The organism is Aldersonia kunmingensis, assembly GCF_001646865.1.
Classification (GTDB): Bacteria; Actinomycetota; Actinomycetes; order Mycobacteriales; family Mycobacteriaceae; genus Aldersonia; species Aldersonia kunmingensis.
Window position 1 is genome coordinate 19,660 of sequence record NZ_LRRB01000269.1, and the last position, 16,535, is coordinate 36,194.

A 16,535-nucleotide genomic window follows, 5' to 3' on the forward strand; every position below is an offset into this window, starting at 1 on the left:
CTGTGCTCCTTTGGGTGGTGGATCAGCGCGCCAAATAACGTTCGCGCAGTTGGCGTTTGATGACCTTGCCGGACGCGGTCCGCGGCAGCGGGCCGAGATCGAACACGATCTCGGCGGGCAACTTGTATTCGGGCAGCACCTCGCGTGCGAGTTCCCGAACATCTTCGGCCTCGAGGGCCGGCGCATCGTCGCGAACGGTGACTGCCGCGATCAGGCGTTCGCCACGGCGCTCATCGGGCACTCCGAATGCCGCGACCTCGACGAAACGATCGGACCGCGACAGCGCGGATTCCACCTCTGCGCACGAGATGTTCTCGCCCGCCGAGATGACCAGATCCTTCGCACGATCCACGATGTAGACCAGGCCGTGCTCGTCGAGGAAGCCGAGATCACCGGTGTGCAGCCAGGCGCCATCGAACGCATCGGCGGTGTCGTCAGGGCGGCCCGCATAACCCGCCATCACCAGGGCACCACGCAGTTGCAGCTCCCCCACCTGCCCGGCGGGCAGCTCGGTGCCGTCCGGATCCGCCACGCGCACATCCATTGTCGGGCTCATCGCACCGGAGGTGGTCGGGTGCGCGGCGAGGATGTCCCCGCCCGCCGTGCACACGCTGCCGCCTACCTCGGTCATGCCCCAACCAGCGCTGCGCCGGGCATTCGGCAGGCGATCGGCAATGCGGGCAGTGACGTTCGGAGGTGTCGCCTGACCGCCCGGGACGACGTTGAGCAGAGTGCCGAGCCGCTCGGCGCCATCAGGCAACGCGAGCAGGTCGTCCACCGTCATCGGCGGCCCGGCCATCAGGCTCAGCTGGTACTCGGCAATGAGGTCCGCCGCCGCAGACGCGTCCCAGCGGGGTAGCGTCGCGACGCGGCCGCCGGAGTTCATCGTTGCCATGAGCGCCGCAATGCCGGAAACGTGGAACAACGGGAAGATGAGCAGCGCGGAGACCATCGGCATCATCGCCCGCAGGTCATCGACGGCGATCCCATAAGTGCGCGAAGCGAATTCGAGGTTCGTATCCGCGACGTAGCGCATGTTCATTACGACGTTGCAGATATTGCGATGCGTGAGCAGCACACCCTTCGGTCGCCCGGACGTGCCGGAGGTGAACAGAATCAGACAGACCGAATCAGTATCTGGTGCATACGGATCGGGCGCGCTGCGCGGTGTAGCAGTGAGTTCGGCAAGGCTCGCAACTCCCGGCGTGTCGGTCTCGGTCAGCACGATGGGCGCGTCGACACCGGCCTCGGACAGGACGCTCGCCGACTTCGCGTCCGCGACGACAACCGCGCACGGCACCTCGTCGAGAGCGACCGCAATCTCCGCGGCAACCGAACGGCTATTGAGGAGCACTGCGACCGCGCCGATCCGCGTGATGGCGAACAAGGCGATCAGGTACGCCGCCTGGTTGTTCATCATGATGCCGACGCGATCGCCCGGCTCGACACCGAAGTCCTCGCGCAGCGCGGCACCGAATCGACGAGCGTCCTCGAAGACGTCCCGGTAGCTGCGCTCGCCGCCGACACCAGCAGTGAGCACGTTGTCGGCGAACCGGTCCTCGAACTCGGATACGACCTCGTACAGCGTCGGCGCGGCATGCCGATAGGTGCGGATGGTGTCGCCGCGCACCTGCGCGTCGACCATCTCGAATGGCGCTCCGGTGGCCGTCAGCGCCGCCTCGATCTCGCGGTACACGACTGCAGGAGACTTCGCCTCCGACACATCAGGAGACTTCGCCTCCGAAGTTGACTCCGGCATTGCACCTCTTCGATTCGGCCCGAGCTATTCGTTTACGGTGTTGTGGCGCTTACGTTGTCGCGGCCGCGACATCGTCCGGGCGATATGCGGTTCCGCGCTCTTCGCGCACCCACAACACGCCGCCGCCGGCGGTCGGACCCTGTGCAGCCAGTTCGCGCTTGAGGATCTTGTTGGTCGCCGTGGTGGGCAGATCGGCGTCGATCCGCACGTAGCGCGGCCACGCCTTCGGCGAAAGATCCTCCTGCTCGGCAAGGAACTGCTCCAGCTCTTCGGGCCGAAGTGTGGTGTTGTCGCGCAACACGATTGCGGCCATCACCTGATCGCCGATATTCGCGTCCGGCACCGCGTAGATCGCGACGCGGCTAACCGCGCCGAGGCGTTGCAGCACCCGTTCGATCGGTGCCGCGGCGAGATTTTCACCGTCCACCCGCATCCAGTCGGCGGTGCGGCCGGCGAGGTAGATCCAGCCGTCCGCATCGCGGTACGCGAGGTCACCGGACCAGAACATGCCGCCACGCAGCCGGTCATCGTTGGCCGCGGTGTCGTTGTAGTAGCCGGAGAAGAACCCACTGCCCTGCGTGTTGACCAGCTCGCCGATCGCTTCGTCCGCGTTCGTCAGCGCACCGTGTTCATCGAATTCTGCTGTTGCGCAAGCAGTTACTGTGACCGGATCGTAGATGCCCACGTCGGGCAGGCCCCTGCCGACCGAGCCGAGCGGCGTGTCGGCATCACGCGCGATGATGACGGCGTTCTCTGTGGAACCGAACCCGTCGACCACGTTCGTATCGAATCGCCGCGAGAATTCGGCGATATCGCGGTCGGACGCCTCGTTGCCGAACGCCACGCGCAGGGTGTTGTCCTGGTCGTTGTCCTGCTCCGGCGTGGCCAGGATGTACGCGAGCGGCTTGCCGACGTAGTTCATGTACGTCACCCCGTAGCCGCGCACATCGTCGAGGAAGCGCGACGCGGAGAACTTCGTCGGCACCATCGCCGCGCCCGCGGCCAGTGCCACCCCGTATCCCGCAACGACCGCATTGGAGTGGAACAACGGCATCGACAGGTAGCACACATCGTCGGGTGTCAGCCCGAACCTGTTGGCCAGCATGTCGGCGGCGAACATGATCATCAGGTTTGCGACCTGCACGGCCTTGGGGTCACCGCTGGTCCCCGAGGTGAAGATCATCATGTACGTGTCGGTGGCAGTCGTCTCGGCGTGCGGCACGAGCGGTCCGGCAGCACTCTTGCGTTGCCGCCAAGCCGGATCCGCGGTGTCGATGACCGTGACACCGGGCAGGTCGAGACCGTCGAGCAGGTCACGGTGCGCGGCATCCACAAGCAGGATCTGACAGTCCGCCTTGGCGATATCGCGGGCGAGGCTCTCACCCCGACGCGTGTTGTTGATTCCGCACAGCACGAACCCACCGAGACCCGCCGCGGCCATCGCGACGAGCATGTCGGGCGAGTTGGACAGCAGCGCGCCCACATGCAGCGGCCGGTCCTTGTCGGCCATCGCGATCAGCGCGGCCGCCTCAGCCGACGCGTCGGCGACATACTCCCGCCAGGTGGTTCGCTGATCGCCGTAAATGATTGCGGTCGAATCGCTTTCGGCGCGCTCGCGCAACAACTGCTGAATTGTGTCGGCCATGAAGTGGTTCTCCTCAGCGAGGCGTCGCGGACGCGGTGGACCGGGCGAGATGGCGGAGCAGGAAGGCGATCTGGTGCTTCACCACCGGTTCGAAGAACTGCTGGCCGGCGTACACACCGAAGTGATCGCACGGGTAGTGCCGCACCTCGGCCCGCGCCTTGAAGGCCGCTTTCGCAGCGGCCTGCGGCGGGGCGCCGCGATCGAAATCGGCGATCTGCATGAGCACGGGGCAGCCGAGCCGGCTAGCGGCCTTATCGGCGCGGTAGGCGCCGAGCTGGCTGCCGAGGCTCGCATCGACCTCGTTGCGCCAAGTGGGCCCCGCGATCGCGAGGTAGCCCTCGTAGTACCCGTCGAGGCTGAGCGCCGCGACCTCACCCGGCCGAGCCACGAGCGGCATCATCACGGCGGGCTTGCGCAGTCGCTTGGCGATCGAGCTCGCGAACCCAGCCGAGCTGGACCGAGCGATCGAACCGACCTTGTGGTGTTGTAACGCCAGCCGCGCGGCGGAGAGCCCATTCACCAATGGGGTGACGGACACAACCGCGGCAACGTCGTTCCGATCCGCGCCGGCCATCAGGACGTGTCCGCCGGAAAGCGAAACTCCCCACAGCACAAGACGATTCGGGTCAACACCGGGCTGTTCGGCAGCCGCAACCATTGCGGCGCGGTAATCGTCGATCTGACCGCGCGCCGAGACGGATTGACGCGGGGTACCCGCCGACCTACCGAAACCGCGGTAGTCGAATGCGAACACCGGCAGCCCGGCCGCAGCCAATCGCTCCGCGAACGGCTCGAGCCCGGAATCCTTGGTGCCGCCGAGGCCATGCGCCATCACGACCACCGGTCGACCAGCGGGGCCCTCGAGTTCCGGGGCCACCCCGTCGGCGGCCGGGTAGAACCACGCCTCGCACGGCACACCCTGGGCAACGAACTCGATTGTCCTACGCATCAGCGGGCACCTGCCTTCAGTTCCATGCCTTCGCCTTCGGCGTCATCCGCGACTCCAGCCCAGGTCGGTGGTCCCTGCCTCTCGGCCCGGAGCACACCCGTCGGAATCTCTCGGGTCCGCATGTCGTGTTCGTAGAGAAAGTAGTCCAACTGCTGGGTGTGCCGGGGGCGGTCGAGCATGTGCCCGGTGTACTTCTGCATATCGGCCGCGATGGTGTCGTGCATCTCCGCGACGGACGGCAACTGGTAGCGCCCAACCGCGTATGCGCCGATGAGCCGCGCCTGGCTCTCCACAAAGGGGAACAGCGTGGGCGTCGCCTGGGCGAAGCCGGCGAAGATCAGGTCGTCGATGCCCGGCGAGAACATCCGCTTGTAAAGATCGATCCGGTTGTCCGGCGCGCTGATGAAGTCCTCGTCGAAGAACGGGAACGTGATGTTGTACCCGGTCGCGTAGATGATGACGTCGAAGTCGGAGGATGTGCCGTCATCGAAATGGACTGTGGCGCCGTCGAGTCGGCTGACATTCGGCTTCGGAATGACATCGCCCGAGCCGAGCCGCAACGGCAACTCCACCGACTGCGTCGGATGCGCCTCGAAGAACTTGTGATTCGGCGTCGGCAACCCGAAGTTCTCGGGTCGCCCGGCGGTCAGGGGCTGAAACGTCTGGACGAACTTCCGTTGCCACGCCAGCGGGATGTGCGGGTTGGTCTTGTAGTACTTGTCCGCCGGACGGCCTGCGATGTACTTGGGCACGATCCAGGCGCCCGACCGGGTCGACAGCGTCACGTGGTTGCGCAGTGCCTTCGAGGACAACTCGACCGCGATATCGGCGGCGCTGTTGCCGAGCCCGACAACCAGAATTCGCTTGTCGGAGAAGTCGAGTGGCGTCTGCGGATCGATGTAGTGGTGCGCGTGAATGCTCTCGCCGGTGAACTCGCCCGGGAAATCGGCGTAGCGCGGATCCCAGTGGTGGCCGTTGGCAACGACGAGCAGGTCGGCGAATCGGGTCTGCCCGGTCTCGGTTTCCAGCTTCCATCCACCACCCTCGAGACGCTGGGCGTGGGTGATGCCGTTGCGGAACTCGATATTCCGCTCGAGGTCGAACGCTTCGGCGTAGGAATCGAGGTACTGCTTGATCTGCGTGTGATGCGGGAAGTCCGGGAAGTGGTCCGGCATCGGGAAGTCGCGGAACGAAAGCTGATGCTTCGAGGTGTCGATGTGCAGCGACCGGTACGCGCTGCTGTGCCCGTTCGGGTTGCCGAAGGCCCAGTTGCCGCCGATCCGGTCGGACGATTCGAAGCACACGTACGGGACGCCGTAGTCCGCGAGCATCTTGCCCGCCGTCAAACCGCTGATGCCCGCGCCGATGACGGCGGTGACCGGAAGTGCCATGCCCACTCCTTGCCTGCCCGCACGGCCGATGACCAGCGCGGTGCACAGAGTTCAAGATCTGTCTACCGAGGACAGTACACACTTTCTAGAATCTGTCTAGAACCTGTTAAAGTCCCTCGGGGGACCTGCCGAAGACACTTTCCACAGGGCAGACGAGGACCGCGATGACCGAAACCGACAGCCACACCGACGCCACTGCGCCGACGGTGACCGAGCGCCTGCTCGATGCCGCCGAAACGCTGCTCGCGACCAAGGGAATCCGCGCCACCACGATGCTGCAGGTCGCCGAGGAAGCCGGCGTGTCCCGGGCCTGGCTCTACCGCCACTTTCCCGACAAGCAGGCGCTGCTCGGCGCGGCAATCGTGCGCCTCAACGACGAGTACTGGGCGCGCTCGCATCGCGAACTGGACGAGGTAGAGCACTTCGAGGAGCAACTCGCGGCAGGGGTTCGACTCGGGCGTTCCGCCTACGACTCCCCCGGCGCGCTGGTCATGCGGTTGCGCATGACCGAACCGGAGGAATTCGCGGCGTGCGCCGGTGCAGGCGTGCAGGGCCTGGTGCCCGACTTGGCCCTGTTCTGGCTGCCGTATGTCACGGCAGCGCGTGAGCGCGGCGAGATCGATGCGACCGGCGATGACACCGAGGTGAGCGAGTGGATTGCGCGCATCCTGATCAGCCTCGCCACCGTGCCCGGCCACACGCTCGACCCAGATGACCCGGTGGCCGTGCTCCGCCACCTACGCCGGTTTGTCATGCCTGGGCTGCGCGGCGACGCGTAACCCGACCGAGCCTCAGCCTGCGAGCGCTACGCGCAACGGCGTGATGACGTCGCGGCCGAACCGCCCGAGTGTCTCGGGTTCACCGAAATCGTGGAACCGCAGCACGAACAGCTCGACGCCGCGCTCGTGCTCTGCGACCAACTGCTCGATCACGGCATCTGCTGTGCCCAGAATCGGTGTGCCCCAGCCGCCCTCGGGCATCCGCCGGTCGATAACCGCGCGTACCTCGTCGACCTCCGCAGCGGTGGCAGCCAGCCCGACCGGATACTGCCCGGAGATCCGCGCGCTGCCGCGCAGCGCGGCGAGCTCATCGAACCGGTCTCGCGCATAGCCGACGCAGTTCCACCAGTCCGCATGCTGCGCAACGAGCGGCATCGTCAATTGCGCACCGCCACCACCAATATGCACCGGAATCCGCTCCTGCACAGGTACCGGTAGGCCGTAAGCGCCGCGAAGTTGAAAGTGTTTGCCGGAGTAGTCGAACACCTCCCCCGTGCACATTGCCCGGAAAATCTCCAGCGTCTCGCCGAGTTGCTCGGCTCGTTCGCGGCGCGAACCCACTGGAATACCGAACGTTTCGAATTCCGGCTCGACCGAACCCCAGCCGATACCGAGCTCGAATCGGCCACCACTGACCTGATCGAGCGTCGCAGCCGTCTTCGCCATGACGGCTGGGTGTCGGAACGGGTTGCAGGCCACCATATGTCCAAGCCGTACGTTTGAGGTCGCACCCGCCAGTGCGGTGAGCAAAGTCCAGCTCTCCAACACGTCCACCGGCCGGGTCCCCGGCGAATACAGGTGGTCCGCCAGCCAGAACGAGTCGAATCCGGCATCCTCGGCGGCCACGGCCCGCGCACGCATGCCGGCCAGGTCGATGCGGATCTGTGGAACGAATACCCCGAACTGCACTGTCATGGATTCGCCTGTCGTCGCCTGCGGTCCGATTAGGATAACGACGGAACGGCGCGTCGGCGAAGGTCCCTTTTCCTGGTGTCTTCCGCCCCTTTCGGCCGGCACCGGACGGGCGAAACATCGTGGGTGGAGCGGGTGAAGCGGATCGGTCACCAATCACCGTGACCATCACCCGCTCGAGGAGGAGCACGATGACCGCGAACCTGCCCACCAGCGGAGCGCACATCCTCGTCGGAGCCGATGGTTCGGCCGCCGCGAACGCCGCCGTGCGTTATGCCGCCGAGCTCGCCTCGACTCGCAACCGTCCTCTCCGGATCGTGTACGCCATTGGATTGGCTGACATGACCTGGGTTTACGGCAATGCGTTCGACGCCGCCCCCGGCTTCGAGGACCAATTACTCGCCGAGGGCAAGACCATCGTCGGCGCCGCCGCGCAACTGGCCCAAGAGGTCGACAGAGGACTCGAGATCAGCGCGGAGGTATCCCGGCAGCCGCCGGCCCGCGTGCTCGTCGAGCTATCGCACGAGGCGCAACTCGTCGTCATCGGAGAATCGGGAGCTGGCCGGCTGGGCGCGATCGGATCCACCGCGGTCGCAGTCACCAGCCACGCGCATGCCCCGGTCGTGGTGGTGCGCAACGCACGCGGTTCCGACCTTCCGCCGCGCACCGGCCCGGTCGTCGTCGGCGTCGATGGCAGCGCGTTGAGCGATCACGCCATCGCCCTCGCGTTCGACGAGGCATCGCGCCGCAACGCGCCGCTGATCGCCCTGCACACCTGGAGCGATATCGGACTTTCCACCGCCAAGTACGCCGGCGATTCCGGGCACTTGACCCCGCCCATCGACTACGAGGTCATCGAGCGCGCGATGCTGGCCGAGCGCCTTGCGGGATGGCAGGAGAAGTACCCCGATGTCAACGTCGAGCGTCGCGTGTACGCGGACGCGCCGCGCGATCGGCTGCTCGAACTGTCCGACGAGGCACAGCTGCTCGTCGTTGGCAGCCGCGGTCGTGGCGGCTTCCGCGGGCTGCTGCTCGGCTCGGTCTCCAATGCTCTTGTCGCGCATGCGCGTTGCCCGGTCCTGGTGGCCCGCTCGCCGCGCGAGGAGTGAGCACTATGCGGTGCCGCACTGCCGGTTGTAGTGCTCGGCGAACGCCCGAGCCAGACCGGCAGCGCGGACGGGGTAGTCCATACCGTTGAGTTCGCTGTCGCCGCGCGCATAACGCGAGGCGAGCCGAGCAAGCGCGTCGGCGCCCTCGTTCAGCGGCTCGCCGGCGTGCCCGGGCACCCAGCGCAGGGTCAGATTGTCCCGCTCGCAGATGACGAGCCTGCGGATCTTGATCAGCCCGGACTCGCCATTGGCGCGATCGGTGGTGTAGCCGCTCGGGAGCCTGTCGGAGCCGTTCATCCAGTCGCTGATCATGTTCAACGCCTGGCGGCTGTCGGTGAGAATGGTCAGCTTCCGCCCTTTCAGGCGACGGATCGCGTCACCGATCGCACGCAGTTCCGCGATCAGCACGACGCGCGTTCCGACCTGCCGGGTGTCGTGCCGGAAACCCAAAAGGCCGAAATCTCCGGTGGATGCGAGCCAGCCCCAGCCCGTGTAGCTGCCGCGCACCGATCCGTCGGTGGCGACCGTGACCGGCGAGGTGTCGACCGCACGGAGAATCGCGATCGGTTTCGCCTGTGGCAGTGCTCGACTCGCAGCGGCGGCCGCCGCTACCCGACTCCTCGCCACGTCGATCAGCGGTAGATCCAACAGAGCCGGCCGATCGACCGTCACACCGGGCAACAGGATCGGCACCTCATCCGCAATCCGCCACATCGGGCTTTGATGCGGGAGGGCGACGACGAAACGGATCCGGTGCACGCGTGCTCCGCGCCGCACGCGGTGAATCAACTCGATGACCGCGTCCTCGGCGGAATTGGCGGCGATCACACCGGACAGACTCGCCCCGGTTGTCTGCGCAATGAAATGGAACCGTCCGGATAGATCGGCGGGGCTGAGGGCAACCGCAATAGACATGATCGGGCGCGCGGTCGCCGGAACCACGTCGATCCGCGCGGGGCGCCACCGCGGCTTCGGTCGCTCCTCGGGCAATCTCTCGCCCATCGTCTTCCCTTCCGCACCACCGAAATTTCCGGGTGGTGAACAGCACATGATTGCGGAAGGGTCCGACAATTCTGGGTCGCCGCGCGCGGACGCGAGCGTCCATCTTTTTCGCACCGACGCGAGCGCCCACTTTTCGCTTCCGTGCGCCGGATCCCGCGCGAAGTCACGAAAAGTGGGCGAAGACGTTCAGCTGCTCAGGGCGTATACCGCACCTGCAGGTTCTTCACGCCGTTGATCCAGCCGGACCGCAAGCGCTGCGGCTCAGCCAATTTCGAGATGTCCGGCGCGATATCGGCGATCGCGTTGAACATGATGTCGATCTCCATCCGGGCAAGGTTCGCACCGATGCAGTAGTGCGTACCCATGCCGCCGAAGCCCAAATGCGGGTTCGGGTCGCGGGTGATATCGAATTCGAACGGACGATCGAAGACATCCTCGTCGTAGTTCGCCGATCCGTAGAACAGTCCGACCCGCTGGCCTTCCTTGATGGTGACGCCGCCGAGTTCCGTGTCGTGCAACGCGGTTCGCTGGAACGCGTTGACCGGGGTGGACCACCGAACGATCTCGTCGGCGGCAGTCTTCGGGCGGTTGCGCTTGAACAACTCCCACTGGTCCGGGTTCTCGAAGTAGGCATTCATGCCCTGCGCCATGGCATTTCGAGTCGTTTCGTTGCCGGCCACAGCGAGCAGGATGACGAAGAAGCCGAATTCCGCCTCGTCGAGATGCTCGCCGTCGATATCGGCGTTGACCAGTGTGGTGACGATGTCGTCGGCCGGGCACTTCCGACGTTGCTCGGCCATGTTGTACGCGTAGGCGAGGACCTCCGCGTTGGCCTGCGCCGGGTCGTCGTCCCAATCCGGGTCGTCGGTGTTCATCATCGAGTTCGACCAGTGGAACAGCTTCTCGCGGTCTTCCTCGGGAACACCGATCAGATCGGCGATCGCGAGAAGCGGGAGCTGTGCGGCAACCTCGTCGACAAAGTTGCCCTCACCGCGCTCGACGGCCTCCTGGACCAGCTTCCGGGCCGCGATGTCGAGCTTTTCGTGCAGCCCCGCGACACCCCTAGGGGTGAACAGCTTCGAGATGAGCTTGCGCAGCCGCGTGTGCTCCGGCGGGTCGTGGTTGATCAGCAGGGCCTTCGTCATCTCGAGCTGCTCTTTCAGCATCTCGTCGGGGAACCGCATGATGACGCCCTTTTTGTTCGTCGACCATAGCTGCGGATCCTTGGAGATAGCCCGGATGTCGGCGTGCTTGCTGATCACCCAATAGCCGTCATCGTCGAACAGGTCCAGATCGGGCTGCGCGTTCCACCAGATCGGCGCGGCCTTGCGGAGTTGCGCGAACTCGGAGAGGGGTATCCCGTTCAGGAGCATGTCCGGATCCGTGAAATCGAATCCGTCATGCATGAAAGGACACGCTTGGGGATTGGTGGACGCGCGTACGGCGTCGTCGCTGGCGCTTATCGTCATGTCGTCACCTTCGCCGGATCGCATTCGAGGATGCGTTTCGTCGGTACACCGCTAAGTAACGGTGCCATTGGTTACGATACCAATGGCACTACAATGGAGGTCAAGAGTTGAGCACGACGAAATCCGGGAGCGTGGCGATCGATGCGCTTGCGCGGAGCGCTGACTCCGACGTGCGCGCACGCGGCGGTCGCCCCCGGGACGAGACGGTTGAGGGACGCGTACTGCCCGTCGTGCGAGAAATGCTGGCTGACGTGGGCTGGAACGAGCTGAGCGTGCGGGCCGTCGCGGCGCGTTCGGGCGTCGGACGGGCGACCATCAGCCGCCGCTGGGCATCCAAGGCAGAACTGGTGCTTGATGCCGCGCTGGGCGATCTAGCGACGGTTGACCCTGTCGTCGGTACCACTTCGGCAGGCTGGGTCGATTCCGTCATCACGGTCAGCCGGGCACTGTTCGAGCGCCCCGACATCCGTTCGGCCCTGCCGGGCATCCTGACCGCACTCGAGCACGACCCCGAACTACGGCACCGCCTGTGGGATCACCTGGTGCGCCCGGCAACGAACGCCGTCTCCGACAATCTCGACCACACGCACAGCGCGGAGACCGAGATCGACGCCTTCGCGATCCTGGTCATCGCCTCCGGCGCCGCGATGTTTGCGAGTGTCCTGCCACCCGACGATTCGACCGGTGGAGTGCGGCAGCGGATCGACCAGTTGCTGCGGCAACTCGGGTCGGACCTGCGATAGGGCCGGAGCATGCGCTCCGGCCCCGATGCGGATCCCCGCCACCTGTCACAGGCGAATTTCGTACACCACGTTGAACGCGCTCTCGGCGACCCGCCGGAACGAACCGAATCCCGCCGCGGTGGCGAGTTCCCGGACCGCGGACTCGCCCGCCTGCGCGCCGAGGGCGTAGCCGCCCGGCTGGGACAGGCTGTTGGGCAGGCACAGGAACGTGGACCCGCTGTAGTACAGCCTGCCGACAGTGGTGAAGTTCTCCTCGACGCGATCCGAGGAGTTCGGTTCGACGAGCAGCCAGGTGCCATCCGGAGATAGCGCGTCGCGGATGTGCCGTGCAGCGCCGAGGGGGTCACCCATGTCGTGCAGGCAATCGAACATCGCCACCAGGTCATAACCCGTTCCGGCGAAATCCTGCGCAGCGGCAACCTCGAAGCCCACCCGGTCCGCGAGACCATCCTCGGCAGCCTGCTTGCGAGCCAGCGCAATCGATTCCGCGTGATAATCGAAACCGGTCACGATGCTGTTCGGAAAAGCCTCGGCCAACAACCGCGACGACGAGCCGAGCCCGCAGCCGACGTCCGCGACCCGAGCGCCGCGCGCAAGCTTGGCCTCTACACCGTCGAGTGCGGGAATCCAGTTCGGCACCAGATCCGCGACATATCCCGGCCGGTAGAACGCATCGCAGCCCACGAATACGTCCTCGTGGTGCTCGTGCCAGCCCACCCCTTCGCCGGTCCGGAACGCCGCGCTGATCTTCGGTTCTGCCCGCAACATGCCCAGCGCGGCGAGGAATGCCGCCGAGACGTTGGGGCCATTCGGATCCGCGAGGCAGAACGCCTGCTCCTCGGTAAGCGAGAACTCCTCGGTGGCGGGGTCATAGCTGGCGTACCCGCCCGCCGCCTGCCCGCGCAGCCACTCGGTCAGGTAGCGCTCGTTGCAGCCGGTCCGCGCGGCGAATGCGGCAGGAGTCGCCGGGCCTTGCGCGAGTGCCTGATAAAGGCCCAGCCGGTACCCGACAGCCACCGAACCGGCAGCTTCGGTCGCCGCGAGATCAGCCGCGAATCGGCCGAGGAACTCGGTCACCTTGTCCTGAATCATCTCCTGCTTCTCCTTCCGTCCACCGGCAATCCCGGTCCTGTCGAAAGGGTCCGTTCGCCCGCTGTCGTGGCGCTGACATCGGCTATCGTCGTGCTAACGCGCACGAGTACGACCTCGTCACGGGGGTGTGATGGCCCATTCGCCACCGATTCGGGTGGAGCTGCTCGGCCCGCTTCGTTTGCTCGTCGATGGTGCCGCCATCGAGGTTTCGGGCACCAAACGCCGGGCGGTCCTCGCACTACTCGCCATCGCCGAGGGACGCGTCGTCACGGTCGACCGCCTCATCGACGCACTGTGGCCCGCGCAGGTGCCCGACTCGGGCCGTCAAGCATTGCACAATCACGTTTCCCGGCTGCGCGCCCAGCTGGGCCCGGCAGCGGAACGACTCGAGACCGGACACGAGGGATATCGGCTGATACTTGATCCCGCCGAGCTGGATGTGACGGAGGCACGCATGTCACTCGCTGCGGCGCAACGGGATTCGGACCGTGCGCTCACCGCCCTGCGCGAAGCACACCAGCTGTGGCGCGGGCCGGTGCTCGCCGACCTCGTCACGATCGATGCGGTCGCCAACGCCGCCGAGGAGTACGAGCGGCTGCATCGCGATGTCGTCGACGCGCTCATCGACGCGGCGGTCGTCGCTGGTCAGGCCGATGAAATCGTGGGCATGGCGGCCACCTCCGCCGCGGCTGACCCGTTGCGCGAGAACGCCGTCCGGCTCCACATGCGCGCGCTTGCCGCCACCGGCGATGGTGCTGAGGGACTGCGGATCGGCCGCGAGTATCGCCGCCGGCTCGCCGAGGAAACCGGCCTGGACCCGACCGCAGCGCTGGCTGCGCTCGAGCGCGACATCGCCGTTGGCACGGCATCCGCTCCCGCGCCCGCGCTTTCGGGATCTCTGCCGCCGACCGGGCTGCTGATCGGCCGCGACGACGAAATCGCCCTATTACGTTCACTATTGGAGAACGAACGACTCGTCACGATCGTGGGGCCCGGCGGGGTCGGCAAGACCCGCATCGGCGTCGAGCTCGCCGCCGCACTCGACGGCTCTACGGTCGTGTTACTCGCACCGATAACCGATCCGGCCGCGCTCCCCCTCGCTGTTGCCGGCGCACTCGAACTCGAAGTCGAACAGGGTGATGTGCTGGCGGCTTGCGTTGCACTGCTGGGCAATCGGCCCGGGCTGCTCGTAGTCGACAACTGCGAACACGTGCTGGCCGGTGCTCGCAGCATGGTGGAGGCGATCCTCGCCGGTTGCCCTGCGGTCACGGTGCTGGCGACAAGCCGCGAACCGCTCGGTCTCGCCGTCGAATACGTCCATCGGCTCGCGCCGTTGGCACTGCCCGAACCGGACCGGGACGCCTCCGCGGCTCCATCCGTGGCGCTGTTCGTCGAGCGCGCCCGGCGGGTGCGCCCCGGTAGCTCAGCCACGCCCACCGACACGCCGATGATCGCCGATATCGTCCGCCGTCTCGACGGCATGCCGCTGGCCATCGAGCTCGCCGCGGGGCGACTGTCGACATTCTCGCTCAGCGACCTGCGCGATCGCCTCGACCGATCCCTCGATCTGCTCGGTGCAGAGGCAGCAGGGTCCCGGCACGCAACGCTGCGCTCCACCGTCGAATGGTCTTACCGGCTGCTGAACGAGGACGAGCGACAACTGTTCCGCAACCTCGCGGTATTCACCGACGGCTTCGACCTCGGCACAGCCGAGCGGATCGCCGCCGATCTCGGCTCGGCCGACGACCCGGGCCGGATGCTGGCGCGTTTGGTCGACACGTCGATGATCGACGTGACGTTCGCGAGCGCCACCCGCTACCGAATGTTGGAGACTCTGCGGGCGTTCGGCCGCGACCGGCTCGCTGCCGCCAACGAATCGGCTGCGGCCGAACGGAATCTGGTGCACTGGGCCGTCGACCTGTGCACGGTGATCGGCGCGCAGATGAGTACCGACCGCGAACCGGACGCCGACGCGGTGTTGCGCCGCGAGTTGGGGAACCTGCGCACGGCCTGGCGGCTCGCCCGCGCAGGGAGCGCGCTCGATGACGCCGCCGCGATGATCATCGGACTCTTCGATGCCGTCGCCTACCGCAATCTCGTCGAACTCCGGGACTGGGCAATCGAATTGGCCGACGATCCGCGCGTGGCCACGCATCCGCAGGCCGCCACTTTGCTCGGTATCGCCGCCGAGGCCGTTTATCACCGCGGTGACTATCTTCGTGCCGATCAGCTGGCCCGATCCGGCCTGGCAATGCCGGACGCTGCCACGTCCTGGCATTGCCTGATGGCGCTGTCGGTTGCCGATCTGGCCCGCGGTGCATTCGACGATGTCGTCGAACATTCGCTTTCGGCCGCGGTGCGCACCAACCGCGAGAACCTGGGCATTGCCGCGCTCGCCACTGCGTACGCCGGTGATCTCACCGGCGCCCGAGCCCTGAACGACCGCGGGCTCGCCGGGGCGCAGTCACCGTCGATGCGCTCGTGGGGCGCGTACGTTTACGGCGAGATCGACAGTCTGGCAGGCAATCTCGACGATGCGGAGCGGCACTACCAGTTCGCCATCGAGCTGGCCCGCGGCAGCGGCGCGACGTTCCTCGTCGGTGTGGCCACCGTAGGGATGCTGTCGGTCCGCGCCGGGGGCGGCCGGGTTTCCGAGGCGCTCGCCGGCTACCGCGAGGTGATCGACTCTTTCGCGCGCACCGGCAATTGGACGCATTTGTGGACGACCTTGCGCAACCTTGCTGGACTGCTGCGGACACTCGGCGACCATGAGGTGGCGGACCGGATCGATGCGGCCGCCGACGCCGCGCCCGACGCGCCGGCCGTTGCGGAGCGACCATCCACGGCCGCCCCGCGGCCGGACATCGGTCGGGCGGCAGTGCTCGGTCTGGCTCGGCAGGCGATCGCGCGGCACCTCACCACACACTGACCGCAGCCGGGACGTCGCTGTGGTCGACGAACGACTCGTCGGCCACCCACGCGTTGTAGCGATCCGGCCCCATGACCTCGATCACGCCGCGGGTCTGCGTTTCCTGCGCTCTGAGGGCCGCGACCTTCCGGGTCAGGATGTCGCCATCGAGTACCAGGTCTAAGGCGAGTCGGTTGTCCGGTGTGACGACGGGCAGCCCGGGCGGGAAGATACCGAGGCTGTCGTTGAGTGCGGACCAGCGCTGTTCGCGGCGCGGCGCCGCCGTCGGATAGAGCATGCGTGCGTGCGCCGGTGCCGCACGCCCGAACGCCGCGGTCGCCCACGCCGATATCGCACGGTGATCGGGGTGGCCGGTAACGCCGTCGGGGCCGAAGGTGAGCACCGTGTCGGGCTGCACCCGATCGATCACCCTGGACAGCTGTTCGATGGGTGCGTACGGCTCGACGGATGCGCACTCGCCGTCGCGGTAGCCGAGCCACACATGTTCGGTGACACCCAGAATCGCGAGGCAGTCCGCGAGCTCCTGCGTGCGCTGCGCCGCGAGCCGTTCCGGTGGCCACTGTTGCGGATCGTCGGTACCGCGTTCACCGTGCGTCGCGGTCACGCAGACGACGCGCGATCCCAGGTCGCGGGCGAGTGCCATCACGCCGCCGGACAGATACGCCTCGTCGTCCGGGTGCGCCCAGATGCCGAGGATGGTGCCGAGTCCGGCAACGGCCGATGCGGTGTCGTTCATGGTCGACCTCCCTTCACGTT

General features: G+C 66.6%; 13 protein-coding genes. 4 read left to right on the forward strand and 9 right to left on the reverse strand.

What is annotated here, in order from left to right:
- Positions 1 to 22 precede the first annotated feature (22 nt).
- The 4 genes from A8G08_RS21180 to A8G08_RS21195 are packed head-to-tail and all read right to left on the reverse strand — an operon-like array spanning position 23 to position 5,744.
- Positions 23 to 1,759: a class I adenylate-forming enzyme family protein gene (locus A8G08_RS21180; protein ID WP_068278546.1), complete on the reverse strand. Its 1,737-nt coding sequence runs from the start codon at positions 1,757 to 1,759 to the stop codon at positions 23 to 25.
- Between the two features lie 49 nt (positions 1,760 to 1,808).
- Entirely contained in the window at positions 1,809 to 3,404 is a 1,596-nt protein-coding gene (fadD1, locus tag A8G08_RS21185) for a fatty-acid--CoA ligase FadD1 (protein WP_068278549.1), read from the reverse strand.
- 13 nt (positions 3,405 to 3,417) lie between these two features.
- Positions 3,418 to 4,356, reverse strand: a complete 939-nt coding sequence (locus A8G08_RS21190) for an alpha/beta hydrolase (RefSeq protein WP_068278551.1) — start codon at positions 4,354 to 4,356, stop codon at positions 3,418 to 3,420.
- Positions 4,353 to 5,744 carry a flavin-containing monooxygenase gene (locus A8G08_RS21195; protein WP_068278553.1) on the reverse strand — a complete coding sequence of 464 codons (1,392 nt, stop codon included), beginning with the start codon at positions 5,742 to 5,744 and terminating at the stop codon, positions 4,353 to 4,355. The genes A8G08_RS21190 and A8G08_RS21195 overlap by 4 nt, the downstream gene beginning before the upstream one ends.
- Positions 5,745 to 5,908: 164 nt before the next feature.
- Between A8G08_RS21195 and A8G08_RS21200 the strand changes: the two genes are divergently transcribed.
- Positions 5,909 to 6,523 carry a TetR/AcrR family transcriptional regulator gene (locus A8G08_RS21200; RefSeq protein ID WP_068278554.1) on the forward strand — a complete coding sequence of 205 codons (615 nt, stop codon included), beginning with the start codon at positions 5,909 to 5,911 and terminating at the stop codon, positions 6,521 to 6,523.
- 12 nt (positions 6,524 to 6,535) lie between these two features.
- Here the strand turns inward: A8G08_RS21200 and A8G08_RS21205 are convergent, their stop codons facing one another.
- The gene (locus A8G08_RS21205; RefSeq protein ID WP_068278556.1) at positions 6,536 to 7,438 is read right to left on the reverse strand and encodes an LLM class flavin-dependent oxidoreductase; all 903 of its coding nucleotides are present in this window, start codon (positions 7,436 to 7,438) and stop codon (positions 6,536 to 6,538) included.
- A gap of 188 nt (positions 7,439 to 7,626) precedes the next feature.
- On the opposite strand from A8G08_RS21205, the gene A8G08_RS21210 reads away from it, so the two are divergent.
- Positions 7,627 to 8,544, forward strand: coding sequence for a universal stress protein (locus tag A8G08_RS21210; RefSeq protein WP_068278558.1), 918 nt, complete (start codon positions 7,627 to 7,629; stop codon positions 8,542 to 8,544).
- A gap of 3 nt (positions 8,545 to 8,547) precedes the next feature.
- Here A8G08_RS21210 and A8G08_RS21215 read toward each other — a convergent pair whose 3' ends face one another.
- On the reverse strand, positions 8,548 to 9,546 hold the full coding sequence (locus tag A8G08_RS21215; protein WP_068278559.1) for a ribonuclease HI: 999 nt from the start codon (positions 9,544 to 9,546) through the stop codon (positions 8,548 to 8,550).
- A 194-nt stretch (positions 9,547 to 9,740) separates the two neighbouring features.
- On the reverse strand, positions 9,741 to 11,015 hold the full coding sequence (locus A8G08_RS21220) for a cytochrome P450 (RefSeq protein WP_068278598.1): 1,275 nt from the start codon (positions 11,013 to 11,015) through the stop codon (positions 9,741 to 9,743).
- Positions 11,016 to 11,122: 107 nt separating this feature from the next.
- Here A8G08_RS21220 and A8G08_RS21225 point away from each other — a divergent pair, with 107 nt between their 5' ends.
- Positions 11,123 to 11,758, forward strand: coding sequence for a TetR/AcrR family transcriptional regulator (locus A8G08_RS21225; protein ID WP_157108718.1), 636 nt, complete (start codon positions 11,123 to 11,125; stop codon positions 11,756 to 11,758).
- A 45-nt stretch (positions 11,759 to 11,803) separates the two neighbouring features.
- Here A8G08_RS21225 and A8G08_RS21230 read toward each other — a convergent pair whose 3' ends face one another.
- Positions 11,804 to 12,850, reverse strand: a complete 1,047-nt coding sequence (locus tag A8G08_RS21230; RefSeq protein WP_068278561.1) for a class I SAM-dependent methyltransferase — start codon at positions 12,848 to 12,850, stop codon at positions 11,804 to 11,806.
- A gap of 130 nt (positions 12,851 to 12,980) precedes the next feature.
- On the opposite strand from A8G08_RS21230, the gene A8G08_RS21235 reads away from it, so the two are divergent.
- Positions 12,981 to 15,779, forward strand: coding sequence for an AfsR/SARP family transcriptional regulator (locus tag A8G08_RS21235; RefSeq protein ID WP_068278563.1), 2,799 nt, complete (start codon positions 12,981 to 12,983; stop codon positions 15,777 to 15,779).
- Here A8G08_RS21235 and A8G08_RS21240 read toward each other — a convergent pair.
- A complete protein-coding gene (locus tag A8G08_RS21240) occupies positions 15,766 to 16,515 on the reverse strand; it encodes a PIG-L deacetylase family protein (protein ID WP_068278565.1) in 750 nt (249 codons plus the stop codon). The genes A8G08_RS21235 and A8G08_RS21240 overlap by 14 nt on opposite strands.
- Positions 16,516 to 16,535 lie beyond the last annotated feature (20 nt).